This is a genomic window from Sporomusa sp. 246TCP1 (assembly GCF_057319775.1).
The window spans coordinates 3120515-3146027 of record NZ_CM170492.1; the positions used below are offsets into that span (position 1 = coordinate 3120515).

Annotated in this window: 20 protein-coding genes; 4 read left to right on the top strand and 16 right to left on the bottom strand. The window is 45.1% G+C overall.

The features are described from left to right. Positions 1 to 94 precede the first annotated feature (94 nt). The 6 genes from AC1ECB_RS14830 to AC1ECB_RS14855 all read right to left on the bottom strand — a co-directional run bounded on the left by AC1ECB_RS14830 (position 95) and on the right by AC1ECB_RS14855 (position 8119). Positions 95 to 2506, bottom strand: coding sequence for a Lon protease family protein (locus AC1ECB_RS14830; protein ID WP_485664509.1), 2412 nt, complete (start codon positions 2504 to 2506; stop codon positions 95 to 97). A 92-nt stretch (positions 2507 to 2598) separates the two neighbouring features. After that, complete coding sequence (locus tag AC1ECB_RS14835; RefSeq protein ID WP_485664510.1) at positions 2599 to 3309, bottom strand: CPBP family intramembrane glutamic endopeptidase; 711 nt, start codon at positions 3307 to 3309, stop codon at positions 2599 to 2601. An 83-nt stretch (positions 3310 to 3392) separates the two neighbouring features. Continuing rightward, entirely contained in the window at positions 3393 to 4835 is a 1443-nt protein-coding gene (gene gatB / locus AC1ECB_RS14840) for an Asp-tRNA(Asn)/Glu-tRNA(Gln) amidotransferase subunit GatB (RefSeq protein ID WP_485664511.1), read from the bottom strand. Positions 4836 to 4838: 3 nt separating this feature from the next. Further along, entirely contained in the window at positions 4839 to 6299 is a 1461-nt protein-coding gene (gatA, locus tag AC1ECB_RS14845) for an Asp-tRNA(Asn)/Glu-tRNA(Gln) amidotransferase subunit GatA (RefSeq protein WP_485664512.1), read from the bottom strand. A 19-nt stretch (positions 6300 to 6318) separates the two neighbouring features. After that, positions 6319 to 6609 carry an Asp-tRNA(Asn)/Glu-tRNA(Gln) amidotransferase subunit GatC gene (gatC, locus tag AC1ECB_RS14850; RefSeq protein ID WP_485664513.1) on the bottom strand — a complete coding sequence of 97 codons (291 nt, stop codon included), beginning with the start codon at positions 6607 to 6609 and terminating at the stop codon, positions 6319 to 6321. Positions 6610 to 6715: 106 nt separating this feature from the next. Beyond that, positions 6716 to 8119, bottom strand: coding sequence for a DASS family sodium-coupled anion symporter (locus AC1ECB_RS14855; protein WP_485664514.1), 1404 nt, complete (start codon positions 8117 to 8119; stop codon positions 6716 to 6718). 200 nt (positions 8120 to 8319) lie between these two features. On the opposite strand from AC1ECB_RS14855, the gene AC1ECB_RS14860 reads away from it, so the two are divergent. Then, positions 8320 to 9174: a LysR family transcriptional regulator gene (locus tag AC1ECB_RS14860; protein WP_485664515.1), complete on the top strand. Its 855-nt coding sequence runs from the start codon at positions 8320 to 8322 to the stop codon at positions 9172 to 9174. Positions 9175 to 9242: 68 nt separating this feature from the next. On the opposite strand, the gene AC1ECB_RS14865 is transcribed toward AC1ECB_RS14860, so the two are convergent. From AC1ECB_RS14865 to yedE, 9 genes are all read right to left on the bottom strand, one after another. After that, positions 9243 to 10100, bottom strand: a complete 858-nt coding sequence (locus AC1ECB_RS14865; protein WP_485664516.1) for a CoB--CoM heterodisulfide reductase iron-sulfur subunit B family protein — start codon at positions 10098 to 10100, stop codon at positions 9243 to 9245. Continuing rightward, positions 10101 to 11042, bottom strand: coding sequence for a succinate dehydrogenase/fumarate reductase iron-sulfur subunit (locus AC1ECB_RS14870; protein ID WP_485664517.1), 942 nt, complete (start codon positions 11040 to 11042; stop codon positions 10101 to 10103). Between the two features lie 2 nt (positions 11043 to 11044). Beyond that, positions 11045 to 12868 (bottom strand): FAD-dependent oxidoreductase, encoded by a 1824-nt coding sequence (locus AC1ECB_RS14875; RefSeq protein WP_485669351.1) that lies wholly within the window; start codon positions 12866 to 12868, stop codon positions 11045 to 11047. A gap of 163 nt (positions 12869 to 13031) precedes the next feature. Next, complete coding sequence (locus tag AC1ECB_RS14880) at positions 13032 to 13949, bottom strand: DMT family transporter (protein WP_485664518.1); 918 nt, start codon at positions 13947 to 13949, stop codon at positions 13032 to 13034. A 245-nt stretch (positions 13950 to 14194) separates the two neighbouring features. Further along, positions 14195 to 16399: an NAD-dependent DNA ligase LigA gene (ligA, locus tag AC1ECB_RS14885; RefSeq protein ID WP_485664519.1), complete on the bottom strand. Its 2205-nt coding sequence runs from the start codon at positions 16397 to 16399 to the stop codon at positions 14195 to 14197. A 124-nt stretch (positions 16400 to 16523) separates the two neighbouring features. After that, the gene (pcrA, locus tag AC1ECB_RS14890; protein WP_485664520.1) at positions 16524 to 18746 is read right to left on the bottom strand and encodes a DNA helicase PcrA; all 2223 of its coding nucleotides are present in this window, start codon (positions 18744 to 18746) and stop codon (positions 16524 to 16526) included. A gap of 176 nt (positions 18747 to 18922) precedes the next feature. Beyond that, positions 18923 to 19156 (bottom strand): putative Se/S carrier protein, encoded by a 234-nt coding sequence (locus AC1ECB_RS14895; RefSeq protein ID WP_021171347.1) that lies wholly within the window; start codon positions 19154 to 19156, stop codon positions 18923 to 18925. A gap of 43 nt (positions 19157 to 19199) precedes the next feature. Further along, positions 19200 to 19406: a sulfurtransferase TusA family protein gene (locus AC1ECB_RS14900; protein WP_485664521.1), complete on the bottom strand. Its 207-nt coding sequence runs from the start codon at positions 19404 to 19406 to the stop codon at positions 19200 to 19202. 6 nt (positions 19407 to 19412) lie between these two features. After that, positions 19413 to 20483: a YedE family putative selenium transporter gene (yedE, locus tag AC1ECB_RS14905; RefSeq protein WP_485664522.1), complete on the bottom strand. Its 1071-nt coding sequence runs from the start codon at positions 20481 to 20483 to the stop codon at positions 19413 to 19415. Between the two features lie 157 nt (positions 20484 to 20640). On the opposite strand from yedE, the gene AC1ECB_RS14910 reads away from it, so the two are divergent. From AC1ECB_RS14910 to AC1ECB_RS14920, 3 genes are all read left to right on the top strand, one after another. Further along, positions 20641 to 21567, top strand: a complete 927-nt coding sequence (locus AC1ECB_RS14910) for a LysR substrate-binding domain-containing protein (protein WP_485664523.1) — start codon at positions 20641 to 20643, stop codon at positions 21565 to 21567. Positions 21568 to 21931: 364 nt separating this feature from the next. Beyond that, positions 21932 to 23251: a putative DNA modification/repair radical SAM protein gene (locus AC1ECB_RS14915; RefSeq protein ID WP_485664524.1), complete on the top strand. Its 1320-nt coding sequence runs from the start codon at positions 21932 to 21934 to the stop codon at positions 23249 to 23251. Continuing rightward, positions 23235 to 24047: a TIGR03915 family putative DNA repair protein gene (locus tag AC1ECB_RS14920; protein WP_485664525.1), complete on the top strand. Its 813-nt coding sequence runs from the start codon at positions 23235 to 23237 to the stop codon at positions 24045 to 24047. The genes AC1ECB_RS14915 and AC1ECB_RS14920 overlap by 17 nt, the downstream gene beginning before the upstream one ends. Positions 24048 to 24052: 5 nt before the next feature. Here the strand turns inward: AC1ECB_RS14920 and AC1ECB_RS14925 are convergent, their stop codons facing one another. Further along, positions 24053 to 25273 (bottom strand): divergent polysaccharide deacetylase family protein, encoded by a 1221-nt coding sequence (locus AC1ECB_RS14925; RefSeq protein ID WP_485664526.1) that lies wholly within the window; start codon positions 25271 to 25273, stop codon positions 24053 to 24055. Positions 25274 to 25513: the final 240 nt, after the last annotated feature.

Genomic DNA, 25513 nt, shown 5'->3' on the forward strand with positions numbered 1-25513 from the left:
TTTTAAAATATCCACCGCGAATAATTGCTGCAACTAAAGGCTCGCAATGACTGTCAGAATAGCAACAGAGGGCGGAAATGTCCGCCCTCTTTGCTTACTCTTTTTTATCGTCAGAAGCCTTGGCTAACTTAATCAGGGTATCTGTATATTCTTTGAGTTTTTGGGCAACTAGGGCGTTGACCGTACCTGGTGGATAGCTTCCATCCGGATTGGATTCACCGGCAGGTGTGCCTGTCAGGACTTCAATCCCCTGGTCAATGGTGGTAATCGGGTAGATATGAAATTTACCTTGCTGCACCGCCTCAATAACCTCGTCGTTTAATGCCAAATTACTGACATTTTGATGGGGAATCATTACCCCCTGCCTGCCTGTCAGACCTTTTAGCTTGCACACCGAGAAAAAGCCTTCAATTTTTTCCGTGGCCCCGCCAATAGGCTGAATCTCACCTTTTTGATTAACTGATCCGGTAACAGCTATATCTTGTTTGATCGGCAATTCAGCTAAGCTGGATAATATGGCATATAGTTCTGTACTTGATGCACTATCGCCATCAACACCGTCATATAGTTGTTCAAAGGTCAGGCTGGCGGTCAGGGTCAGCGGATGTTTCTGAGCGTATTTCTGACCAAGGTAACCGCTTAGGATAAGCACGCCTTTGGTATGGCTGGTACCGCTGATCTTAGTTTCACGCTCAATGTTAACAACGCCGCTTTTCCCAAGATAAGTATTGGCGGTTATGCGGGAGGGTTTACCAAACATGTACTCGCCCACAGACAGTACCGCCAAGCCGTTTACTTGTCCGATTTTTTCACCCTCGGTGTCAATCAGGAGATGTCCTTCGGCAAACATTTCCTGCAGCCGGTCTTCATATTTATTAGCGCGGTAGCGCTTTTCTTCGATGGTTTTTTTGATGTGCGCAGCTGTAACTATCTGGCTGTTATCCATTGTAGCCCAGACATCGGCTTCGCACAGTAACTCAACAACATCATTAAAGCGGGTAGTCAGCTTGGTTTGCGTGCCGGTCAGGCGTGAACTGTATTCAACAACCTTAGCGACTGCTGCTTTATCAAAATGCTTGAGTTTTTCCCGGCTGACGGTAGAGCTGATAAAGCCAACTAATTTTTGAATGTTGCCGGCGTTATTCTCCATAACTACGTCAAAATCGGCATGGGCTTTGAATAGTTTGCGGAAATCCTCATCATAGTTATATAAAAGTTGATATATATTGGGATTGCCAATAAGAACTACTTTAATATCAATGGGAATGGGCTCCGGTTTTAGTGAGGCCATAGCCAATACGCCATATTGCTCACCCAGATTCTCAATTTGTAGTTTTTTAGTCTTAAGTACCCGTTTCAAAGCTTCCCAGGCGCCGACATTTGTCAGTACATCACGGGCATTTAAGATCAAATAGCCGCCATTAGCCTTGTGCAACGCTCCTGGTTTAATCATGGTGTAGTTGGTACTAACCACTCCCATATGATTTTCATACTCAGCCCGACCAACTAGATTATAGTAGGTGGGATTAATCTCCACGATGACAGGAGCCCCCAAGGTCTCACGGTGGTCTACCAGCAGATTGACGTTATATTTGTCTTTAGCATCTGGTGCCGGGCGTTTGAGCAAGGCCAGCGGGTTGTTATCCTCTTCCTGTTGAGGTTTAAACTCGTTAATATTTTTGGATACATCCTGCTTGATGGCCTCCAGGTAATCAACAACCGTTTTATGTCCATCATATTTTTCTTTCAGCTCATCAATTAAGTGTCCGGCAGCAAATAAGCCAATTTTGATATCAAGCTGCTTTAATTCTTCACGCGTCGCCCGTTCCAGCAGTTGAATACGCCGAACAACTTCCATGCCTTTTTCATGAACCGCAAATAAATTTTTCTCAATAGCGTCACGCTGTTCTTTGGCCAGCTGTTGAAAATCCTCAGGGGCTAAGGTCTTGCCATCCAGCATGGGCAACCCGACAAAACCGGTAGAACTCCATTGTGGCGAAATTCCCTGGGTTTCAGCATATTGAGTGAATTCTTCCACCATAACTGAGCGCTGTTCCTGGTATTGTTTTACCAGTCCGGCTTTGGCCTGTTCATAGTCTTCACTGCTAAATACTTTGGGAATATCTGTTTTCAGGTCTTCGATAAGTTCTTGCATATCTTGCTTAAAAATATATCCCATACCTGAAGGCAATGCTAAGGCAATAGGCTGTCCGGGAGTTTCTAAATTATTTACATAACACCAGTCATAGGGACGTTCCTGCGTGCTGGCAACTTTTTTCACCGCTGCTTCAGCGTAAGTAATTTTTCCCGTACCAACTAGACCGGACATAAAGATATTATAACCGGGATTTTTGGTAAAAAGGCCAAATTCAACTGCCTTTACGGCCCGCTCCTGACCAATCATGACTTCCAGCGGCGGCACAGTTTCAGTTGTATCAAAGGTAAAAGCCGTTTCATCACAGTTAAAGCGGAGTTTTTCGATTGGCAATTCCTGACTTATGGCCATGAAAAGAAGTCCTCCCTTATTTTCATCTTCCTACACATTTATGTAGATTTTTCCACATAAAGTGCATTCTACTTTCTATTGAAAAAATCCTGCTACACTAAGGGCACTCCCAATACCATCATTACTATTTTACTGGTATTGATGAAAGAGTGAGCCGTAATTGAAGTTAGTAGTGACCCTGTCCAAAAATAGAGTAAGGCAAAACCGATGCCCACAATAATCATTTCCACCAGCCAATAGGCATTGAAATGAAAAAGAGCAAAAATAGCGGCACTGGCTACTGCCCCACCCCATAATCCCCACTTATCTTTTAGCGGCAAAAAGGTAAACATCCGATAGAGTATTTCTTCTGTCACCGGTGCAGCAACGCCAGCCAGAAATAATGGCATGATGAGCTGCTGCCAGGACATTGCTGCTTGTACCTGCGCTACTATCGGGTGCTGGGTCGGCGACACTAACAGCGTGGTGGTATATAGCCGTTCACTGTACAGGCTGACAAAGAGTAGCGCTGCCCCGCCTGCCAGGCCTGTTAGCACATTTCGCCCCCAGTTATTTAGGGAAAATCCCAGCTGTGTCAGGTCACCCTTAGTATGACGAACTGTCCATAATACTAACGCTACGACTAGCATGCGGTCTGTCATTTCAATAACAAAGGAACTGGCGTCAAAAAATAGTGGATAGACTAGTCGCACAATAAAAATTCCAACTGCCAGACGCAAAATGTGAACAGATAGTACGGCGCGTAAATTCCAGGTGGCTTTTAGCATATTGTCAACCTCTTTTTTTAGGTACATCAATACCATTATATGCGCTCCTACCAGCTTTCATACCATACAAAAACAGGGCGCGAAAATCCGCGCCCTGCCTGGAAATTTATGCAACTACTTTAGAGTAAGGCTAACCGTTCTTTTAATAATTTGTTCACAAGTTCGGGGTTGGCCCGGCCTTTGCTTTGCTTCATAACCTGACCAACCAGGAAGCCAATCGCTTTTTCTTTGCCTGCTTTAAAGTCGGCTACCGATTGCGGATTGGCGGCAATGGCACCGTCCACAATGGCAACAATTGCCCCTTCGTCGCTAATTTGAACAAGGCCCTGTTCTTTAACGATGGCCTCCGCATCTTTGCCACTGTCCCACATGCCTTCAAATACTGTTTTGGCAATCTTGCCGGAGATGGTTCCTTTGGCAATAAGCCCAACCAGGCTGGCTAGCTGCGTTGGCGTAACCGGGCACTCCTCGACTGATTTATTGGCAGCATTCAAATGCTTGGAGACCTCACCCATTAGCCAGTTAGCGGCCGCTTTGGCATCAGCCCCTGCTTTAACGGTAGCATCATAGTAATCAGCCATTGCCCGGCTGGCGATGATGGTTTCGGCATCATAAGCCGACAAACCATGGTCTGCCATGAGCCTTACCTTACGGGCATCAGGCATTTCGGGTAAGTTAGCCCGGATGCTTTCTACCTTGGCCGGATCAACCACAATGGGAACAAGTTCTGGCTCAGGGAAATAACGGTAGTCATGAGCTTGTTCTTTGTTACGCATGGATAATGTTACTCCCTTGCCTTCATCCCAGGAGCGAGTTTCCTGAATAATATGACCGCCGTCTCCCAGCACTTCTGTCTGGCGTTCTACTTCATACTCAAGACCACGCTGCACAGAACGGAAAGAATTTAGGTTTTTCAGCTCGGCTTTCGTGCCCAAAGTCTCCGTACCCACCGGGCGAAGGGAGATATTGGCATCGCAGCGCAAACTGCCTTCCTCCATCTTGCAGTCAGACACATCAATATATTGCAGAATGCTCTTCATTTTTTCCAGATAGGCTTTAGCCTCTTCGGGCGACCGGAGATCAGGCTCAGACACAATTTCAATGAGCGGTACACCGGTGCGGTTGTAATCTACCAAGGCGTACTCGCTATTGTTGATAGTGCCTGAATGTACTAGTTTTCCGGCATCTTCTTCCATATGAACGCGAGTAATGCCAATGCGTTTGGTCTCGCCATTGACTTCAATATCCAGGTAGCCGTCAACAGCAATAGGCAGATCATATTGCGAGGTTTGGTAGTTCTTCGGCAAATCAGGATAATAGTAATTTTTTCGGTCAAATTTACTGAACGGTAAGATTTTGCAGTTAAGGGCAAGTCCTGCGCGAATGGCAAACTCTACTACTTTTTCATTAATGACCGGCAGTACCCCGGGAAGTCCCAGACAGACCGGACACACATTTGTGTTTTGGTCTGAACCGAATTTGGTGCTGCAACCACAGAATATTTTAGATTTAGTTTTAAGTTCTGAATGGACCTCAAGTCCAATGACTGTTTCATAGTTCATAGCTTAAACCTCCCCCAGCGGCGCAAAACGCGTATGATAATCATTAGCCTGTTCGAAGGCATAAGCCACCTGAATAATGGTGGCTTCGGCCAGCGGTTTGCCGATAATCTGCATACCTACAGGCAGACCCTCTACAAAACCACAGGGGATGGATATCCCCGGCAGACCAGCCAGGTTAATGGGAATGGTGCAGATATCCTGCAAATACATGGCCAGCGGATCACTGAGTTCGCCGATTTTGAAAGCCGTTGTCGGCGCTGTTGGCGTAATAAGTATATCAACTTCGGCAAAGGCTTTATCAAAGTCCTGTTTGACTAAGGTACGTACTTGCAGCGCTTTGAGATAGTAAGCATCATAATAGCCTGAGCTCAAGGCATAGGTGCCAAGCATGATGCGACGCTTAACCTCAGGGCCAAAGCCCTCACTGCGGGTCTTTTTGTACATCTCAATAATATCATTACCTGGCGCACGATGGCCAAAACCTACGCCATCATACCGGGCCAGGTTGGAGCTGGCTTCTGCCGGAGCAATGAGGTAATAGGCCGGCAGGGCATATTCGGTGTGCGGCAGGGATACTTCCTTAACTTCAGCGCCCATAGCGGTTAGCTGGTCAATAGCCCGTTTGATGGAAGCGGCAACTTCCGGCTGAATACCAGCGCCGAAATATTCTTTGGGCAAACCAATTTTAAGCCCCTTAACATCCTGTACCAAGGCTTTGGTATAGTCAGGCGTCTCGGCATTAATCGAAGTAGAATCTTTAGCATCATACCCGGCAATCGCGTTAAGCACAAGGGCACTGTCAGTCACATCCCGGGTAATGGGGCCAAGTTGATCCAGTGAGGAAGCATAAGCGACCAGGCCATAGCGGGATACGCGGCCATAGGTTGGCTTGAGACCGACATTGCCACAGTAGGCAGCCGGCTGACGGATAGAACCGCCGGTGTCTGAGCCAAGCGCCCAGATAGCCTGGCCTGCTGCCACCGACGAGGCCGAGCCGCCGCTTGACCCGCCAGGCACCCGCTCGGTGTCCCAAGGGTTGTGAGTAACAAAAAAGCCCGAGTTCTCGGTAGAGCCGCCCATGGCAAATTCATCACAATTGGCCTTGCCTGTCAGGACAGCATCCTGGGCTGCCAGCTTGTCTACCACTGTAGCATTATAAGGCGGGACAAAGTTAGCCAAAATTTTGGACGCACAGGTAGTCTTAATACCTTTGGTGCAAATATTATCTTTCAGGGCTCCAGGGATACCGGCCAGCGGTGCAATCGCTTCCCCACGCGTAATTTTGGCATCAACAGCGGTTGCCTGAGCCAGCGCTTGCTCCCTGGTCTCGGTTATGTAGGAACGTATCTGGGGTTCAACAGCGTCTGTCCGGGCAAATACCGACTTTGCCAGTTCGACGGCTGATATGTCTTTTTTAACAAGCATGCCATGCAGGGTATGCACAGTGTGTTTAAATAATTCCACGGTATCAACCTCCAATCGCTTAGCTTTCCATTACTTTCGGTACCTTGAAATAGCCGTCCTCGGCTTCTGGTGCATTGGACAGGGCTAGTTCCTGCGGCAAAGAGGGTTTAACTTCATCAGGCCGCATTACGTTTTTCAGCTGCAAAACGTGAGCCGTAGGCTCAATGCCTTTTGTATCAAGCTTATTGAGGACATCAACGTATTCTAAGATGGCGTTGAGCTGGCCGGAATAAGCCTCTAATTCCTCGGCAGTCATCTCCAGACGTGACAAAAGGGCCACGTTTTCAACATCTTGGCGGTTTATTTTCATAATCTCACCTTCCTAAAAGTAAAATGTGCCAATATTTTCAATAACAGATATTATATCATGCCTCAGGCATTTGTACCAGCGCCAGAAACTTGTAATATATTATAGGTTACCACAAGCCTAGCACTTTCCACCAGGAAAGACCCACAACAAAATAAATAGTTAAGGCTATAGCCGTTACAATATGGCCAATTTTCCACCATGTCCCCTGGTCCACGTATCCTGCACCGAACAATACTGTTCCCACCGCATTACCATAGTGAGTCATCAGACTGGCAATCTGGGCTGAAGCCGCACACAGCAGCAGCAAAGGAAGGGCCGGCAGTTTAGCCGCAGCACCCATAGTAAAAATTACAGGGATAAAAGTAACTACGAAGGCGATTGTCGAAGCGAAAAAGTAGCGAACGATAACACTCATAACTATTAGACCTGCAAGTGCAACCAAGCTATCCAGCTCAGCGAAGTACAAATTTTGCTCAAATACGTTTCCCAGCCAAACAAAAAACTTAACATTATTTAGTCCATTTGCTAACGAAATGATACCTGCATACCAGATAAAAGTACTCCAGGCACTTTTACATTGTAATACTTTTTCCCAGGAAATAACTCCGGTTAATAAACTTAGAGAAAGTAACCCAAGGGCAACTGAGGTGGAATCAATAGTAGTGATTGTTCCTGTCGCCCAGCCAACAATTGCCAGAGCAAACAATACCGCCAGTATTGTTTCACGTCTGCTCATGGGACCTAGTTCTTTATAACCCGCTTGCGCGATAGCTTTGTTATTTACTTCTTTGATCTCAGGAGGATATATTTTGTAAACCAGATAAGGAACCAGGAGTAAACAGATAGACCCAGGAACAGACATGGCAGCCGCCCATTGTATCCAGGAAATATCCGCATGCATAATAGTATTCGCCAGCTTTATCATCATTGGCATAATGGCGCCGGCAGTCATAAACATCGTGCCGGTTATCAGACTATTTTGGTACATCAATACCATAAGAAAGGAACCAATACGCCTTGGATTGGAATCAGGCCGAGAATTGAGAGTGACTGCCAGACTTTGGAAAATTGGATAAACCAGACCTCCCGTTCTTGCGGTATTGGAAGGTATCGCCGGCGACAATAGCAAGTCGGTTACAGTCGAGATATAGCCTAAACGCAAACTTGACTTACCGAACTTATCGATTAGAAAATAGGCAATCCGTTTTCCAAGACCAGTTTCTACAAAACACTGTCCAATAATAAAAGCAGTGAACACCAACCATGGTGTTCTTTCACTAAAAGCACCCAAAGCCGCATGAATTTGTTTAAAAAATATTGACGCTGCAGCCATAGCTGTGAGAAGTACCACCGGCTCTGAAACAGGCTTTAGTACAATTCCAAGAACCGCTCCTAAATATATGGCAAATAACTGCCAGGCCAATAGAGTTAGCCCTGCAGGAACAGGGAGTAACAATATAATACTGGGTATTACGATACAAGTGGTACCTTTTATCAGTTTTACATTCATTTTATTTCTCCCTCTATAATGATTCGTCAATCACACTTGAGGAAACAGCGCTCTAGAAACGCAACTATGCTTTGTCAATAAATTACATATTATTTGAAACCTTCATTCATTATAGTATAATAAGTCCAATAAATAAAACAAATGATAATTCTCTAAGCCGATAATTATTTCTAATCATATAACGATGTAAGGAGTAAAAAATGGATGATAAAGACTGGCTCATGCTACAAGTTATTTCTGAAGAAAAAAACATCACCAAAACCGCTGAACGGCTTTATATATCACAGCCAGCGATAAGTCAGCGATTAAAGAATCTGGAGAGAGACTTCGGCACTAAGATTTTACAGAGAAGATCAACCGGAGTAACCTTTACTTCTCAAGGCGAATTTTTACTTGACTATGCGAAAGCGATGCTCGTACAGTTTAGAGATACAAAGGAGCGTGTCTTGAACATGGAAAATACAGTTCAAGGCACGCTCCGCCTTGGCACGTCTTCAATCTTTGCCCATTATGAATTGCCAGATATACTAAAAGGCTTCCGCGAGCAATACCCGCAGATCGATCTATCCCTTAAAACGGGGCTTAGCCATACTGTCAACCACGCCCTCCAAAAAGGGGATATTGCAGTCGCAATCTTACGTGGTGATTACTTATGGAACGAAGGAAAAGTACTATTGCGCGACGAGCCAATTTGCCTTGTTTCTTCCCTGCCTATCGAGTACACAGATTTGCCCAATCAGCCGCAAATTTCCTATGCAACAGATGGTTCTTTATATGACGTCATTAAAGAGTGGTGGCGTCAGTCTTTTGCGCAGCCTCCTTTGAATCCCATGGAGGTTGACAATATGGATACCTGCCGGCAAATGGTACTAAAAGGGTTAGGCTGGGCAGTTTTACCGGCTATCGGGCTAAGAAAACATGACAATCTATATACCCAAGAGTTATATTGGAAAAATGGCAAACCGCTTAGACGAAAGACCTGGATGATGTATCAGGATTCTGCATTAGAATTATCAGCAGTTAACGCGTTTGTTGAGTACATCAAGCAATGTTAATTACAATAGATTGGACAGCAGCAAGCCGTTTACATAGCTCATTATACCAAAAATTTTGGTTACAAATATTAAAATCGAACTTTATCTGCAGCCGAAACGTGTCGTCCAATTCCAAGATCTGCTTTACTCATGCCTAATGCCATACCAATAAGCTGCGGCAAATGTAAAACGGGAATTTCAACACTGGTCTTAGCCGCTTCCCTTCCCTCAGGCTGATACATATCAAGCTGCATCTGACACAAAGGACAAGGAGTAACCACTAATTCAGCACCAGCTTTAGCAGCACTATCCACAGCCTGCCCGGTAACTTTCATAACGTCCTTTTCTGCTGTCCAAAACGCATGGAAGCCACAACATTTCAGCCTAAAATCAAAGTTTACTGCCTGAGCTCCGAGTAACCCGATAATTTTTTCCAAAGATTGCGGATTTAAACAATCTTCATAGTTCATAATCTTTGGTGGCCGCAACAAATGACAGCCATAATACCCGGCAACTTTTAAGCCTGTAAGCGGCTTAACCACCTGACCCTCAAATAGCTGAGGATTGGACGCAAGCACCCATAAGAGATGGGTAACCTCAGCGGTTCCCTTGTACTCATAACCAGACTTTGCTAAAATGGCGTTTACCTGGCCCTTACGATTTTCATCATGATCCAAATCCTCTTTGGCTCGACGTAATTGCAGTGTACAGGTATTGCACACTGTCATAACCGGTAACCCCATACTTTCGGCTATTGCCAGGTTACGCGCATTGATTGCCAAAGCAGTAATATTATCGACATCCTGTAAATGGGATGCACCGCAGCATGTCCAACTGGGAATCTCAACAAGCTCGATTCCCAGAGCTTCCGTTACTTTTACAGTAGCCAAAAACGCCTCACTTGCAGCTCCCCGAAGAACACAACCTGGGAAAAATGCGTATTTCATTTATTTTTCCTCCTTTGCCGCTGCCATGATCGTACGTACCTTTTCAATTTCCGAAATGACTTCGGCCTTTTCAAGAGGTGCCAGTTTACCAACCCTCATTAACCGGTAGGCAACAGGGATACGCAGAGCAGATTTTAATCCTTCTGTTTTAAGGCCTAGCTTCACTTCATCAAGGCGGCCTGTTTCATGAACATCATCATAGAAAGCCTGCGCATGGTCAGAGCCCGCGTTACTGGATAACTTACTTTTAAAGGTGGCAATGCGCAGTTTTTCTATGTCTTCTGCCGGATTAAGGCCTTTGGGACATTTAGCAGCACACTCCTGGCAGTTCATGCACTTCCAGAGACCTTCTTTGACCGCAGGCTCTAAATGAGCGACAGGGTCTTTATCCCGGGAATCGGCAACAAATTTCTGCGCCTTGGAAAAAATAAACGGATCAAGAAAATCACTGGAATCGGCTGTACTTTTGTTGCACTCGGAAACACAGGAACCGCATAAAATACACTCTGAATTTTTGCTATACTTTCTAAAGTCATCCCGTGACTGCTTGCAGCCGGTAGCAGCACTAAATTCATCTTTAGGCTGCAGCGCCGGTTTAATTTTCTTTAACTTCTCATACTTAGGCTTCCAATCTACCATTAAGTCACGCAAAACTGTAAAATTAGCTAACGGCCCTACAGTAAGAACTTCGGTGTTATAGCGTTTTACCAAATCCGCCACTAAAGCTTCACACGCAAGTACGGCATTGCCATTTACGCGCACGCCGCAGGCACCGCAAATACTTGACCGGCATGATGCTGAAAAAGTCAGAGTAGGATCAACTGTTTCCTTAATTTTTATCAACGCCGCAAGAACAGTCATTCCTGTTGCTACTTCCATGCTGTAATCCTGAGTCCACTGTTTATCCTTAAGAAATCGCTGAATTTTTAATGTAATCTGCATGATTAGTACTTCCTCTCTACCGGTTTATATTGGGTAATTGCCACCGGACGATACTCAGTTTTAAAGGTATTGCCTTCTTTACTAATCAAGGTATGTTGCAAGAATTTTTGATCGTCACGTTGCGGGAAATCCGGACGGGAATGACTCCCCCGACTTTCTTTACGGGCTATCCCCCCCATGACAATTGCTTTAGAAATTCCAAGAAGATTACCTAGCTCTACATAATTCATAAATGCCGTATTACAGGTTCGGCTGGCATCACCGACAAAGCAATTTTTGTATTCTTCCTGCAAACCGTCAATTTCCCGCAGCGCTTGCTGTAAACCTTCCTCAGTGCGGAAAATTCCGGCATTGTTCCACATGGTCATTGCCATCTTGTCCCGGATAGAAGCAACCGAAACACCGCTGTTTTTGCCTGCGACCTCGTCAAATTTCTTATTCCATCGGTCTACTGCCGCCTGTAGTTTCTCTTTAGAACCTTCATAGCCCGTATTTTTTGCGTATTGCGCAGCACCCGCTCCCGCTGTTTTACCAAATACAAGCACTTCACTCAAAGAATTAGCGCCTAAACGGTTTGCTCCATGTATCGAAATACAGGAACATTCTCCGGCGGCAAATACACCGGGAACCTTCGTGGCGCAGGTCTTATAATCCACTACGTCAATGCCCCCCATTGAATAGTGGCATGTCCCGCGTATCGGCACAGGCTTTTCTAAAATATCCACGCCCTCAAATTGCAATGCTAATTGGTAAACCTGGAACAGCCGTTCCATAATACGCTCCCGGGGAATATGCCGAAAATCCAAATATACGGCCGCATTTAAGCCTTCACCAATACCACGCCCTGCCAGTATTTCTTTTTCTACCGACTGACAAACCAAGTCACGCGGTCCTAGCTCCATAGCTTTGGGCGCATACTTGGCCATAAACCGTTCACCGTCTTTATTTAACAAATAGGCGCCTTCACTGCGGCTTGATTCCGACATCAATACACCATTACTGGCAAGTCCGGTAGGATGGAACTGCACCATTTCCGGATCTTTGAACGGAATACCAATATTCAGGCAGGCGGCAATACCATCCCCTGTTGAACTATATGGATTTGTTGTCCGAACCCAGTAGGCACGACCATAGCCACCGGTAGCTACGATAATTGTTTTAGCCGGCACAGACAACATATTACCGCTGCGCATATCAATGGCAACTACACCATTTAATTTTCCATTTTCGGTTACAATTTCGAGCAACTGACATTCCGAAATAAAATCAATGTCATGTTTTAAGCACTGCTCAAACATGGTATGCAATACTGCATGTCCTGATATATCAGCCGAATAGGCAGCCCGTGCATACGAACTGCCACCCATTTTACGCTGGTGAAAACGTCCATCCTCCTGACGGTTAAACGCAATACCGAAATAATCAAGCTCAAACAAAAGCGTAGCTGCTTGCTCGGTAAAATACGCTACGGCATCCTGGTCACACAGATAGTCGGCGCCTTTTACAGTGTCGAAAGCGTGAGCCTCCGGTGAATCCTTATCATCAGTAATCCTTGAGGCGCCGTTAATCCCGCCTTGAGCCATAGTCGTCGCTGACCGGGTAGGAACCATTTTTGTCATGACTGCTACCTTGAGACCCTTCTCTTTGGCAGCCTCCAACGCTGCCCGCATCCCGGCACCACCACTGCCAATAATCAATACATCATACATTGCCGTGCCATTGCGTACTGTCGCCGGTATATTTTCACCAAACCAGTTGAAATAAGCACCAGCTACAACTGCGGCTCCTGCTGTTGCACCAATCTTAATAAATGTACGCCGCGTCATCTTGTCCACAATCATTCACCCACTTTGCAATTAATTACATAGTAATTTCCGCCAAAATTTTACTATGTTATTATCCAAAGGGGAAATATATAAATTCTATTAAAGTTCATAAGAAAAAATTATATGCTTAAAAATACAATCTATACTGCTTGCGATTTCAGTACTATGATCTACTTCTGAGCCAGGATAGTGCTGACATTTTGATGGCGCCAGACCCTAAGCTAACACCTATCATAACAAGGATAAGCGCATAAAAATGCTGCCAGTGCAATTCCTCACCAAGAAATAAGGCCGAAGCAAAAATACCAATAATAGGGGTAGCGTTTTGAAAGAAAGATGCCGTAGAAGCACCTACTATTTGAATGCTCATATTCCATAATAGTGCACCAACAGCAGTACTCATGAAGCTTGAAAATAGTAATATGGCAATGGGCCAGAATCCAAGATGATCCGGATAAAGCCACACTGAATTAGTGACTAATCCGAGAACATCAAGGCCGATTGCAGCCATTACGTGGCTGTAGGCAGTTACCACCAATGGAGAAACATAATAGGTAGCCTTTTTAACAAAAAGAGAACCAATTACAAAGGTAATTGTAGCAATACATGTGATTCCATCGCCTACAAGGCTTGCGCCGGTTTGGGCTTGACCTGCTACAACGAAAAGTAAGCTACCAAAACCGAGTACAATACCAAGTCCTTTAGCAAGGGTAAACGATTCATGTAAAAGAAAAACGGAGAAGATTGTTGTAAACAAAGGACTTAATCCCAGTATAAGAACCGCATGAATCCCACTAGTAGCACCGATGCCTATAGTCAGTGCAATTTGATGGAGGAAGATGCAAAATACGGCAATACCAGCAATAGGTAACACAGCTTTTGTTGGTATTTTTTGATAACCATATTGATAAAGCACAATCGGTAACAATAAAGCACTTGCCAAGGTTAAGCGAATAGGCGCTAGGGCCAGAGGCGGAAAAAAATAGGTAAGATATTTTATGGAGACTGAATTAACGCCCCAAAGAAATACTACAAGAATTAATAGCAAAAAAGCACGCTGATTATTTGATTTTTTCTCCAAAAAAGTCACTCCCATCCTATTGCAATAATGCCTAAGACTAATATATTCTGAGGTTTTACTTTTGGCATTGCCCCAAAAGTAACAAAAGGTCTAGGCCCCAAGCGCCCAAAAGCTGAAAAGCCGGGCGATATTCCTAAAATCCGTAAACTCGTTACGCTCAAACAGTACGGATTTTTTAACGGAATACCGCCCGGCTTTTCTCCTACGGAACATTTTTTCCGGCAAAGGCCGGAGGGTTACGGGAGTTACTCGATCATCTTTAGAAACTCGTCCTCAGTAATAATATTAATACCAAGAGCTTGCGCTTTATTCATTTTATCGCCAGCACTCTCGCCAGCTAAAAGATAGGTCGTTTTCTTTGATACACTTCCAGCAACGCGCCCACCGTGCTCCTGAATTAGTTGAGCTGCTTCTTCCCGGCCCAATGTCGGCAAGGTCCCTGTAAGGACGAATGTTGCCCCCTCAAGTCGATCATCAATCACTTTGCTGGCAGATCTTGATTTCATATTAACGCCGGCTTCTTTAAGACGCTCAAGGATAACTTTGGTTTGGGGCTCGGCAAAAAAAACAGCAATCGCTTTGATACTTACTTCCCCAATACCTTTGATATCTCCATTTGCCTTCAGTTCTTTCCCGACATCGCTTAGCCGCTTATTCATTTCATTAAGCAGTTCTAAGTCCTCCGGCTTCGTAGAGATCTTCAGCGTCTTTGTAAGTTTACTGCGTTCTTTATTTAATTGCTTTTCGATGTCTTTCAACTGCTTATATTTATCATAACTAATCTTAGCAATAGCATGTATGTCAGGAAAGTTTTCTTCTAGGATACTTCCTGTCTGCTTACCTATATTTGGTATTCCAAAACCGTTTATGAGCCGCTCAAGATTTTGATCTTTTGAGCGCTCTATGGCAGAAAGTAAATTATCAGTACTGGCTGTGTAATCGGGTTCCTTCTGTTTACGTGATCTCCCATCCTTACGTGGAGTTACTTGTTTACGAGGTCGGGGAGTTATCCCATTGGCAATAAACTCGTCCCGATAGTTTTTGAGATAGTATATATCGGCAATATCCTTTATATAGCCTTTATCCATAAGGGAATGAACTGCAGCCGGTCCCAGACCTTCTATATCCATTGCTCCCCGGGATGCAAAGTGAACAATAAGCCGGGCGAGCTGCGCAGGGCAGTTAATTCCGCTGCAACGGATGTCGGCTACGTCTTCCCCCCGTAAAGCAGGAGCGCCGCAGACCGGGCATCTATCGGGAATTTTAAAAGGAGTAGTATCATGGGCACGCTGCTCCTTTATAACCCTAACAATCTCCGGAATAATTTCAGCCGCTTTGCGTACGATTACTGTATCACCAATACGTATATCCAGCCGGTCAATTTGATCCTGATTATGCAACGATGCACGAGAAACAGTTGTACCCGCCAACCTAACAGGTTCCAAAATCGCTAAGGGAGTTAGTCGACCGGTTCTACCAACGTTTACTTCGATATGTAACACCTTAGTTGCCTTTTCTTCCGGAGGATACTTGTAGGCAATCGCCCATCTCGGCACTTTTGAACTGGCACCAAGTTTCTCACGATCAGCCAGATTGTCTAATTTTACAACTGCACCGTCTATTCCAAATGGCAGCTCACCCCGGGTTTCGTCGATTAAGGTGATAGCATCCCAAACGCCTTCTTCTGTAGTGCACGTAAAATATTTAGGTACTGTAAAACCTTGCGTCGTCAACCAGTCAAGTGTCTCAGCGTGAGAGGTAAATTCCTTTCCCTGAATTGCCTGGAGATTAAAGACAAAAATAGATAAATCCCTTTCAGCAACTACACTCGGGTCTAGCTGCCGCATCGTGCCTGCTGCACAGTTTCGTGGATTAGCAAAGATTTTACCCTCTATCTCTTCCTGCCGCTCATTGACAGCCTCAAATGCAGCATTATCCATATAAACTTCGCCACGCACTTCAAGATACGGAAGTTTTTCATGAATACTTAGTGGCACAGTATCGATCATCATTAGATTATCTGTTATATCTTCCCCATAGCTTATACCATCGCCACGGGTCATGCCTTCTACAAATTCCCCACCTCTATAGCGCAGCGCAACAGAGAGACCGTCGATTTTATGTTCTACAATGAATACAGGGTTTTCAACTTCTTTTTGTATCTTTGTAATAAAGTCTGCTACTTCTTCTCTTGAGAACCGATCATCCAGGGAAAGCATAGGGACATCGTGCGCAATCTGTTTAGCTCCTCTTTTGGCTTTTCCACCCACCCGCTTTGTCGGCGATTCCGGTGTTGCCAGCTCTGGGTATTCAAACTCAAGGTTCTTCAATTCCCGCAGCATAGAATCATACTCAAAGTCGGTAATTTCCGGTGCATCCTCTTCGTAGTACTTCTTATTATGGTACTCAATCTTCTCTTTTAGCTCTTTAATACGAGCACCAATATCCATACAATAGTTCCTCCCGCTTCTTTGCTGCCGAAAACATAGGGGTTAAGCTGCAGCAAAAGAGTAGTTTTATTATTATTATTAAAGAGCCTGTTTCGATATATAACAATGACCCGGCGCGGGCAAATTACACTCTGCTGATCGGTGCCATCTGGGCCACCAGTTTTTTGATACCTTCATTAGGAAAAGCAATGTTTAACTGCATATTGCTGCCGCTGCCGGTAACAGCGACAATCGTACCTGTGCCCCATTTGGCGTGATACACTTTTTCGCCTGCTTTCCAGTCGATGTTTTGCGGTTTAGCCGGGTTTTGCACCATACCTTTGAGCAGAGTCAGCTCAGGTTTAATCATCGCCCGAGGTGGCATGGTGACATTTGCCGGACGACTGGGTTGCACAGACGGTAAGGGATTAGGCCGCTTGGGTGCGTACTTCTCGATAAGTTCAGGCGGAATCTCATCAAGAAAACGGGACGGTGAATAGCATACAATATTACCATAAATCATGCGCTGGCGGGCATTGGATATATATAGCTTACGCTTTGCCCTGGTAATACCAACATAGCATAGGCGGCGCTCTTCCTCGACTTCATGCTCATCCATAAGGGTCCGGACATGGGGAAAGATTCCCTCCTCCAGACCGGCCAGGAATACCATGGGAAACTCCAGTCCTTTGGCCGAGTGTAAAGTCATGACCGTAACCTGATCATCCTCCTCTTCTGACTTGTCGCTATCAGTTAGCAGCGATACATGACTCAAGAAGTTTTCCAGCGTGTTATCCTCTTCATTTTCCGCAAACTTCTTGGCATCACTGACAAGTTCCTTCAGATTTTCAATGCGGTTAGGCGCCAAAGGATCAGCATCGCTTTCCAGTTCAGCTAAATATCCAGAATCACGCATTACTTTATCTACCAGTTCAGCAACTGGTAACGTATTCTGACAAGCCATCAGATTAAAGATGAGTTCAGCCAGCTTTTCTAACTGGTGCTTGGCACGGGCGGTTAGGCCTGGCACCAAATCAGGATTGGACACAGCGTCAAACAACGGTACATTATTTTGGGCAGCATATTCGGCTAAATGCCTGATGGTAGTGTCACCAATTCCCCTGCGCGGCACATTGATAATCCGCAGCAATCCGATAGCATCTGCCGGATTGAACAGCACCTTAATATAGGCCATAATGTCTTTTATCTCTTTACGGTCATAGAACCTAAGTCCACCCACCATGGTGTAAGGAATAGCGGCATTGCGCAAGGCTTCTTCCAATACCCGTGACTGAGCATTTGTACGGTACAGGATGGCTATATCTTTGTAGGGTGTACGGTAAACCGTATTGAGCTTAACAATATTATCAGCAATATAGCGGGCTTCGTCCCGTTCATCAACTGCCAAATAGTGGGTTATTGACTCCCCTGCCTGGTTATCTGTCCAAAGTGACTTCGGCTTGCGGTTGCAATTATTCTCGATAACCGCATTCGCTGCATCCAAAATTATTTGGGTGGAGCGGTAATTTTGTTCAAGCTTAATGACCTTAGCCTCAGGATAATCTCTTTCAAAATCCATGATATTCTTAATATCCGCCCCCCGCCAGCCATAGATGCTCTGATCAATATCACCTACGACGCAGATGTTGCGGGACTTGGCCGCCAGTGTCCGCGCAAGCAGATACTGGGCCCTATTGGTATCCTGGTATTCGTCAATCAAAATATAGTGAAACTTATCCTGATATTTTCCCCGGACGGTAGGATTATATTCCAACAGCTCTACTGCCAGCATCAGGAGATCATCAAAATCAAGGGCATTATTAGCTTTCAGCTTGCTCTGGTACAGTTTGTACACTTCGGCTACCCTCAGGTTATAAAAGTTGTCAGCCTGGGTGGTAAATTCCCGCACATCCTGCAACGCGTTTTTGGCATTAGAGATGGTAGATTGCACACCATTTGGCGTAAACTGTTTTTCGTCCAGGTTAAGCTCTTTCAAACAGCCTTTAATGACTGACTGGGAATCACCGGCATCATAGATAACAAAATTCCGGGTATAGCCACCCAGGTTTTCGATCTCCATCCGCAAAAACTTGGCACAAAATGCGTGAAACGTACTTAGCCAAATATCTTTGGCAACATGCCCAACGATACCGGCTACCCGTTCTTTCATTTCAGCAGCCGCTTTGTTGGTAAATGTAATGGCCAGAATATTATACGGCGCCACTCCCTGAGCCAGCAGATTGGCAATCCGACTGGTTAATACCTTAGTTTTGCCTGACCCGGCCCCGGCCATAATTAACAGTGGTCCGTTCATATAGGCGACAGCTTCCTGCTGCGCCGGATTCAGACGGTCAAAAATATTTTGCATAGCTTCCTCCGTATGTTAAGTAGGGTTAACATGAATATTTTCTCCATAAATTTGCCTTTTCCTGTTGATTGACAGAAAAAATAAGAGCCTGCACCAACAGACTCTTGAAATTCTTACTTTTCATTAATAGAGTGTGTTTCAAAAAACACACTTTCCTTAATATTTTGTAACAGCCTCTAATATGCTTGCACAAGCTTTACACCCTTTTGCAGCATCACAATGCCTTTGGCTCCCAGTATTTCGACAGCCCGGTCAACATCCTGTTCACTGACTTGCGCTGCTAACCCCTCACAGGAAGCGCTTAATTCGCGGGGTATAGGTACAAGCTCAGCAATGATACTCTGCTCTTTTAAGATTTTTTTAGCCCTAAAAGCATGATAGACTGATGGAAATGTAATTACACAATTCATAGACTAACCCTTTCATCATTTAACAGCTAGTACATAATCTGCTCTATTTGGATATGTTAATAGTATACTCACCATTTGCCTCTGAACATTCCACCCGGAAGTTCTGGGACTGGGCAAATTTAATAATATTTTCTTTAGCTGGTGGCTCGTCAACCACAACACTGATTGTTTCAGCCCCAACTAATGCGTCTTTGGTCCTGATGAGTGGTATCGGGCAACTTAACCCTCTCAAATCAAGAATATTCGCCATAACTTATCAGACTCCTTTGCTTATCGGCACAAGTTTTTCTCTACATAGATAACCTAAAGCGGAAATTACAGCAATGCCAAGCACTACGGCAATTTGTCCATTGATACCAACACCGGCAGCCGAACCAGCGGCATTAAGATTGTGGGCTACACCGGCACCTGCCAGCATGCCCAGTACACAAAACATGGCATCTGTATTGCCTTCGCCTGCCATAATCATTTGCCGCAGCGGACAGCCGCCTGCCAAAGTAGCTGCCAAACCTGTCAGGAATAATCCGAGGAAATTCCAGATATGCATGGTATGCGCCAGTGGCTGGTTTTCAAAACCTAATTTAAAAAAGCCAAAATATAGGTTGCCTGCCAAGGCAGCTAAAAACATAACTCCGTAGATTTTAAGCAATGAAGTATCGCGAGTGAGCATATAATCGCGGAAACCACCACTCAGACACATGCGGGTGCGCCCAGCCAAGGCACCTGCTGCCAAACCGACTAGTAAGCTAATAATAATCGGGGCATGCATAGAACCCGGTCCTTTAGCACTAATGTTTAAAAAGCCAGCCCCAATACTTGCAGCAATAAGCAATACCAGCGCCGCAGCCGCTGCCAGATAACCGGTAATCTGCACGCCACCTGTATAAACATGCGCCCGTCCCAGGTTAAAGCCGCGTTTCAAAAATACCACGCCCACGCCAATACCGGTAATAAAGCCTGCCAAGGCCGTAAGGCCATTGAGGTCACCACCTGCTACCCGCAGAATGGCCCTTAGCGGACAACCTAAGAACACGAGTGCCCCTATCATCATGGCCATCCCCAACAAAAATCGTAGTACAGGATTGGAACCACCACGCGGCCTAAATTCACCACTAAAACGGGACAGCCCAAACGCCCCCAGGATAAAGCCGACAATTTCCGGTCGAGCATACTGCAGCGTAGCGACGCTGTGAATACCCAACGCGCCAGCAATATCCCGCAAATGACAAGCGGCACAGAAACCATAGTTACCCGGGTTGCCAAACTTGACCAGCAGCACTGCTCCTAATCCAAATACCATACCCGTGACAATAATTAACCAGTTCACCACATCACCTCATAGAAAATTTTATTATTACACCAATAAATATTATATGTTCACAATATATATTCCTGCTTGGGTAAGACGGAAACAGGAAATTTTGTCTTCTTTTACGAATTACTACTTATAATTATGTTTTGTTATTAACAAACGAGGTGAGCTCATGTCTTATATTCAATCTTTAACCGTATTTTTATATGTTGCCGAAGAAGGTAGTTTTTCTGCGGCCGCCAAAAAGTTAGAACTTACACAACCAACTGTGTCTTTTCACATTGATAATCTGGAAAAAGATTTTGGCTGCCCGCTATTTACCCGGACATCCAAAGGTGTTTCTTTAACAATTTATGGTAAAAAACTTCATGAGACTACGCGGACAATCAATGGCCTGATTGCCGGCACTCACCAGGAAATTCAAGCCATGGCACAGGGTTCCGCCGGGCGGATACTGCTTGGCGGCAGTACCATCCCTGCCGATTATATTTTACCGCCGTTGATTGCAAAATTTCTTAAAGACCACATGGGCCTGACTGTATCCCTGGTAACAGGTGACAGCCAGGCTATCTTAGAAAAGTTTAATGCAGGTGAGATCCCCATCGCAGTAGTTGGCACTAAACCAGCGGATAATCTTATCAGCAAGCCCCTTTGGCATGACACGCTGGTACTTGCCGCCCATCCAGATTATAAAACATACACCCAGGACAGTCCTATACAAGACTGGCTGCTTTCCTTACCGTTTATTTTGCGCAAAAAATCCTCAGGCACAGCAAGAGCGGCTTTAGACGCCCTGGCCGGCTTGAATATTGCCCCTGAACAGCTTAGTGTTATTATGGAAGTAGGCAGTAACCAAGCAGTAAAAGCAGCCATTCTTAACAAAATCGGCGTCGGCTTTATTTCGGCCTGGGCAGTAGAAACTGAACTAAAATCCGGTCAACTCATCACCCTGCCGCTACCTGGCCCGGCAATCAAGCGCCAATTCTACGCTATTAGCCGTCAACCGCTGTTTCCTTTCTGCCTTGAATCATTCTGGCAATACCTCATTAATCAGAATACTGCTCCGCAAATCTCACCTGATTGTACCCACCACTCTTAGCTTCGTACAGCGCTTTATCTGCCAAAGCATGCAATTTCTGGTGAGGGGTTTTACTTTTGGCATTGCCCCAAAAGTAACAAAAGGTCTAGGCCCTAAGCCTCCAAAAGCTGAAAAGCCGAGCGATATTCCTAAAATCCGTAAACTCGCTACGCTCAAACAGTACGGATTTTTTAACGGAATACCGCCCGGCTTTTCTCCTGCGGAACGCTTTTTCCGGCAAAGGCCGGGGGGTTACGGGAGTTACGAGGGATGCCGGGTTTTATACTTGACACCACTTGTTTAATAAGACTTTCTTACCACAAGAACAAATGTTTGCAAAACACTTGTTCTTGTGGTATTCTATTTTAGTAAGGGGCTGAAGTATATGGATGTTTACGATAAGTTAAAAATTCTAACCGATGCTGCCAAATATGATGTAGCATGCACATCAAGTGGTGTGAATAAAAAAGCATCGGCCGGAGAAATTGGTAATGCCTCTGCTTGTGGAATCTGTCACAGTTTTTCAGCAGATGGACGGTGCATTTCTCTGTTAAAAGTACTGATGACCAATATTTGCGCTTACGATTGCCAATACTGCGTCAATCGCTTATCCAATGATACACCGCGGGCCTTTTTTACACCACGTGAACTAGCTGAACTAACCATAAACTTTTATCGTCGCAATTACATTGAAGGCCTTTTTTTAAGTTCCGGCGTACTAAAAAATCCCGACTATACCTGCGAACAAATGATTGAGGCACTGCGTATCCTGCGTGAAGAATATCGGTTTTCCGGGTATATCCATGCCAAAGCTATCCCTGGCGCCGACAGTCTGCTGCTGGCCCGCCTTGGTATGCTTGCTGACCGGATGAGTGTAAATATTGAACTACCTTCCCAGAACAGTTTGCAGCTCTTAGCACCGGACAAATCCAAGCATTCCATTTTAACCCCCATGGGCTATATTCAAAATCGAATACAGGAAAACTCGCGGGATTTAGTAAAATACCGGCATGCTCCCAAATTTGTTCCTGCAGGGCAAAGCACGCAGATGATAATAGGAGCTACCCCGGAATCAGATTATCAAATACTAAATTTAACCGAAAGTCTTTATCATAAATATAAACTTAAGCGCGTCTTTTTCTCAGCCTATATGCCAGTTGCAGAGAATAGTCTTCTGCCAACAATCGATACGAAACCGCCGCTATGGCGTGAACACCGGCTTTATCAGGCAGACTGGCTGCTCAGGTTTTACGGTTTTGCCGCTAATGAACTTCTTGATCAACAGCATCAAAACTTTAACCCCTATTTAGACCCCAAATGCACCTGGGCACTCAATCATATGGATTTTTTTCCCTTGGATGTAAACCGCGCTTCTTATCGCGACTTACTGCGAGTTCCAGGTATTGGCGTAACAAGTGCCAAACGTATTCTTACTGCCCGGCGTACAACAACTCTTTATTTTAATGGCCTTAAATCACTAGGCGTTGTCCTCAAGCGAGCACAATATTTTGTTACTTGCAACGGAAAAACAGCACCTGATAGTAAGCTTACTCCGAACACAATGCTCCGCTCCCTACTGTCCGAGAAAACACGGGAACTACACCACTTAGATTTTTCATCACCTACAGAACAACTTTCCCTTTTTGACCAGCCGTCACTGCTATCATTGCCACAGGAGGTCTACGAAAATGCCTACCCAATCTGAGCTAGTTTATTGCTATGACGGAAGCTTTGACGGATTATTATGCTGCGTATTTGAAAGCTACGAAAACAAAGAAATACCAATAGATATTCTTCTGTCCGAGGCCTCACACGCCATACTCTTTGCCACCAAAAACATCCCGACTGACACACAAAAAGCAAAGCGGGTGCTGGATTCTATTCCAAAAAAACTGGGAACAGCAGCACTTAATTTTGTCCAACACGCTTTTTTAACTTGCCTTTTACAAAAAGAGTTATATATCTTGTTATTCCTTCGGCTGGGATTCCGCCATGGCCGGTCCGTAATGAATATGCTGACAGACGACGTAGTAAATACCCTGTTTAAAGCAGTCAGGCATTTAGAGCAGGAAAGCCATCTATTAAAAGGCTTTCTGCGATTTTCTATCATCAACAATGTTCTTGTGGGCGAAATAGCGCCAAAAAATTTTGTATTGCCACTGCTCGTACAGCATTTTTGTGAGCGTTATCCGGAAGAGCGCTTTTTAATCCATGACAAAACACATGGCATGGGACTGGTTTATCAGCCATACCAGTCTGCAGTCATTCCTATTGGAGCTCTTGAATTGCCCGAAGTAGATGAGGAAGAGCAAACTTTTCGCGAACTATGGCAGCTATTTTATGATACCATTGCAATACACGGACGGCATAACCCAGAGTGCCGCATGAGCCATATGCCAAAGCGTTACTGGAAATATATGACCGAGTTTGACCGCATACAAAAAAATATCACGCCAAAGCTGCCTAGCTCGAGCGTGAAGTTATTGCATACCCCTTCCTGACCCAATTAATTCAGCAACTGATCTGCATAGACCAACCGAATGCCGGCAGCCTCCATTTCGGAGATCATCTCCCGTACCGCGATGACCGTATTGGGCCGGGCATGACCGATAACAGTCACACTGCCATTCCTTTGAGCCAAAACAACTGCTTTTCGCAGTTGTTTTTTTATTAGCTCTACATCTGAACTGTTATCCAAAAACAATTCATTTTCTCCACTTCTCATACCTAGCTGTCTCGCAACCTCTGCGCCCACCGTTGTGCCAATAGTGCGGCTGTCAATGAAAAACAGATTCTGTGATTTCAAAACACCAAGTACAGCCTTCATGACCCGACGATCAGATGTTGCCCTTGAGCCTTGATGGTTATTGACCCCTTTAACCCCTGGTACAGAAGCCAGGGCTTGACCCACTGTCTGCTTGATTTCATCATCACTCATACTGACAGTAATCACGGTCGGCTCTGTCACTGCGCCAGCATCCATTGGTTCTAGCGGCAAATGCAAGATAACCAGGTGACCTGCACTTAGCGCCCTGGAGGCAGCCTCATTGCTGTAAGCACGATAAGGCAAAATAGCAAAAGTAATAGGTCGTCCCATATCGACAAAATCAGCAACAGGCCCCATGGTATAACCACAATCATCGATTATGATCGCCATATCTCCCGCCCTAACTTCGCCCTTGGGCTTAGGTGGTGCAGGTGGCGGCAGTGTGCCGTTAGCTTTAACAATAAATAAGCGGTCAGTGACAATCGTAAGCGGCTCGCTATTAAGAACATCCTTAATTCCCACATCTACCCGTACAGCTGACACTCCATTATAATTATCCGGTTCATTCCCGATGACCTTACCGCCTGCTTTGCCAACCAACGGAGCCAGGGCCTGCTCAACTCCTTCCAGTGACATGGTTTCCGGGATAACCAGCAGCATACTCCGTGTATGCCAACGGATAAGCCCCTCTACCCCTTTACGGGGAACTTCACGTTGTTCCTCTTTAACTTCTTGCGGAGTTATAGATGCCTTGGTCAACCCCTTATCCACAGCAGTATGAATCTTGGAAGCCGTAGTTATGAAGTCAACCACCACCCCCGCACCCGTCTTTTCCAGTTCATAGCCAGGACCAGGTGACGGTAATTTTTCTGGTGCCGGCATTGTCTGGTAATAGATAACAGCTACGAGAATAAGCACAATTACTGCAATCCATTTCAACTTATTGTTTTTTTTCGCCATCGGAAATTCTCCTCGTCCATCCACTTACTTTTCATAATAATTATATATTCCGCCCTCTACTATGTCTACTTATTATAGTTTTTAGCCACTTTACCTAAACTTAACATAAAGTTAACAAGACCTTAAACTACCAGGGGAGGAGAATTAGCTGGAAAGAATAACATGTATTATATCGCGTAAATTGTTTCTATCCATAGTACTAAGCCGCATCTTCTCACAAAATGCATGTCGACAAAGGAG

Bases quoted from the DNA above. Each gene is read 5' to 3' on its own strand.
- AC1ECB_RS14830 (WP_485664509.1), bottom strand. From the start codon at position 2,506: ATGGCCATAAGTCAGGAATTGCCAATCGAAAAACTCCGCTTTAACTGT.
- AC1ECB_RS14835 (WP_485664510.1), bottom strand. From the start codon at position 3,309: ATGGTATTGATGTACCTAAAAAAAGAGGTTGACAATATGCTAAAAGCC.
- gatB (WP_485664511.1), bottom strand. From the start codon at position 4,835: ATGAACTATGAAACAGTCATTGGACTTGAGGTCCATTCAGAACTTAAA.
- gatC (WP_485664513.1), bottom strand. From the start codon at position 6,609: ATGAAAATAAACCGCCAAGATGTTGAAAACGTGGCCCTTTTGTCACGT.
- AC1ECB_RS14855 (WP_485664514.1), bottom strand. From the start codon at position 8,119: ATGAATGTAAAACTGATAAAAGGTACCACTTGTATCGTAATACCCAGT.
- AC1ECB_RS14860 (WP_485664515.1), top strand. From the start codon at position 8,320: ATGGATGATAAAGACTGGCTCATGCTACAAGTTATTTCTGAAGAAAAA.
- AC1ECB_RS14865 (WP_485664516.1), bottom strand. From the start codon at position 10,100: ATGAAATACGCATTTTTCCCAGGTTGTGTTCTTCGGGGAGCTGCAAGT.
- AC1ECB_RS14870 (WP_485664517.1), bottom strand. From the start codon at position 11,042: ATGCAGATTACATTAAAAATTCAGCGATTTCTTAAGGATAAACAGTGG.
- AC1ECB_RS14875 (WP_485669351.1), bottom strand. From the start codon at position 12,868: ATGACGCGGCGTACATTTATTAAGATTGGTGCAACAGCAGGAGCCGCA.
- ligA (WP_485664519.1), bottom strand. From the start codon at position 16,399: ATGGATATTGGTGCTCGTATTAAAGAGCTAAAAGAGAAGATTGAGTAC.
- pcrA (WP_485664520.1), bottom strand. From the start codon at position 18,746: ATGCAAAATATTTTTGACCGTCTGAATCCGGCGCAGCAGGAAGCTGTC.
- AC1ECB_RS14895 (WP_021171347.1), bottom strand. From the start codon at position 19,156: ATGAATTGTGTAATTACATTTCCATCAGTCTATCATGCTTTTAGGGCT.
- AC1ECB_RS14900 (WP_485664521.1), bottom strand. From the start codon at position 19,406: ATGGCGAATATTCTTGATTTGAGAGGGTTAAGTTGCCCGATACCACTC.
- AC1ECB_RS14910 (WP_485664523.1), top strand. From the start codon at position 20,641: ATGTCTTATATTCAATCTTTAACCGTATTTTTATATGTTGCCGAAGAA.
- AC1ECB_RS14915 (WP_485664524.1), top strand. From the start codon at position 21,932: ATGGATGTTTACGATAAGTTAAAAATTCTAACCGATGCTGCCAAATAT.
- AC1ECB_RS14920 (WP_485664525.1), top strand. From the start codon at position 23,235: ATGCCTACCCAATCTGAGCTAGTTTATTGCTATGACGGAAGCTTTGAC.
- AC1ECB_RS14925 (WP_485664526.1), bottom strand. From the start codon at position 25,273: ATGGCGAAAAAAAACAATAAGTTGAAATGGATTGCAGTAATTGTGCTT.